Source organism: Phyllobacterium sp. (assembly GCF_037994425.1).
GTDB lineage: Bacteria > Pseudomonadota > Alphaproteobacteria > Rhizobiales > Rhizobiaceae > Phyllobacterium.
The window spans coordinates 1-1,473 of record NZ_JBBNAM010000410.1 but is presented as its reverse complement, the minus strand read 5'-3'; the positions used below and the strand labels follow the sequence as shown (position 1 = coordinate 1,473).

Sequence of the window (1,473 nt, the reverse complement as noted above, 5' to 3'; positions counted from 1 at the left end):
ATGTTTGGCATTCCACTTTTTGAGTTGTCCTGGCTGATAACCGGACTGTTGGTCGCAGGCGCAGTGACCGGGTTGCTTGCCGGCCTTTTTGGTGTCGGCGGCGGCGCGGTCGCCGTTCCGGTTCTTTATGAACTGTTCCGTTTCATGGATGTCCCGGAAGACGTGCGCATGCCGCTTTGCATCGGCACCTCGCTGGCCATCATCATCCCGACCTCGCTGCGCTCCTTTTACGCGCACAAGGCAAGGGGAGCGGTCGACATGTCGATCCTCAAAAAATGGGCCATTCCCGTTGTCCTGGGCGTTGTTCTCGGCAGTTTCATCGCGCGCTTTGCGCCCGCTGACCTCTTCAAGATCGTCTTTGTCGTGGTTGCCGGGGTCTCCGCTATCCGCTTACTGTTCGGCAACGACAAATGGCGCATTGCCGACGACGTTCCGGCAGGCTGGGTCATGCGCATCTATGGGCTGGTCATTGGCATCCTGTCGTCGCTGATGGGTATTGGTGGCGGACAATTGTCAAACCTGTTCATGACGTTCTATGGCCGTCCGATCCATCAGGCGGTGGCGACCTCGTCAGGGCTCGGTATTCTGATCTCAATTCCTGGAACAATTGGCTACATGTATGCGGGCTGGCCGCGCGCTGCCCAGTTCCCCGACGTGACCGCCCTGCAATTCCCGCTCGCCATAGGCTTCGTCTCGCTGCTCGGCCTTGCACTTTTCATCCCGACCACCGTCCTGACCGCCCCGATCGGGGTCAGGCTTGCGCATTCGTGGTCCAAGTCGAAGCTGGAGATTGCCTTCGGCATTTTCCTCCTCCTGATTTGCCTTCGCTTCCTTGCCAGCGTGCTCTTTTGAGCTTCCGATGAAAGATCGCCCCATGACCCCTCCTATTTTGTCCGTCAGCAAGCTGCGAACGTCCTTCTACAACGATGGGATATGGACGCCTGTCATTCGCGACATCTCATTTAACATCGCACCCAAAACGACGGTGGCCATTGTTGGCGAATCGGGTTCCGGCAAAAGCATGACAGCGCTGTCGATCATGCGCCTGCTCCCGGAAGGCAACAGCAAGGTTGAGGGTACAATTGCGCTGGCGGGCCGATCGCTTCTTGACCTTCCCGAAAAGGAAATGCGCAGCGTGCGAGGCAACGAAATTGCCATGATCTTTCAGGAGCCGATGACCAGTCTTAATCCGGGCCTGACCATCGGTTTCCAGATCGCCGAAGCCTTGATGTGCCATCGAAACATGAGCCGCACCGAGGCCGAAGCGGAAGTCATCCGGCTTCTTGAACGCGTACGCATTCCGTCGGCAAAGTCGCGCTCTGACGACTATCCGCATCGACTTTCAGGCGGCATGCGTCAGCGCGTAATGATCGCAATGGCGCTTGCCTGCAAGCCGAAACTCCTGATTGCCGACGAGCCCACCACCGCGCTCGATGTCACGATCCAGGCCCAGATTCTCGAACTCATTCGGGA

2 protein-coding genes are annotated in these 1,473 nt (G+C 57.9%); both read left to right on the top strand.

What is annotated here, in order from left to right:
- Positions 1-852 (top strand): sulfite exporter TauE/SafE family protein (locus AAAB35_RS27005; protein WP_340671415.1); only part of this gene is annotated, 852 nt, incomplete at its 5' end.
- 22 nt (positions 853-874) lie between these two features.
- Positions 875-1,473, top strand: a 599-nt coding sequence (locus AAAB35_RS27000; protein ID WP_340671414.1) for an ABC transporter ATP-binding protein, incomplete at its 3' end; no start/stop codon positions are given.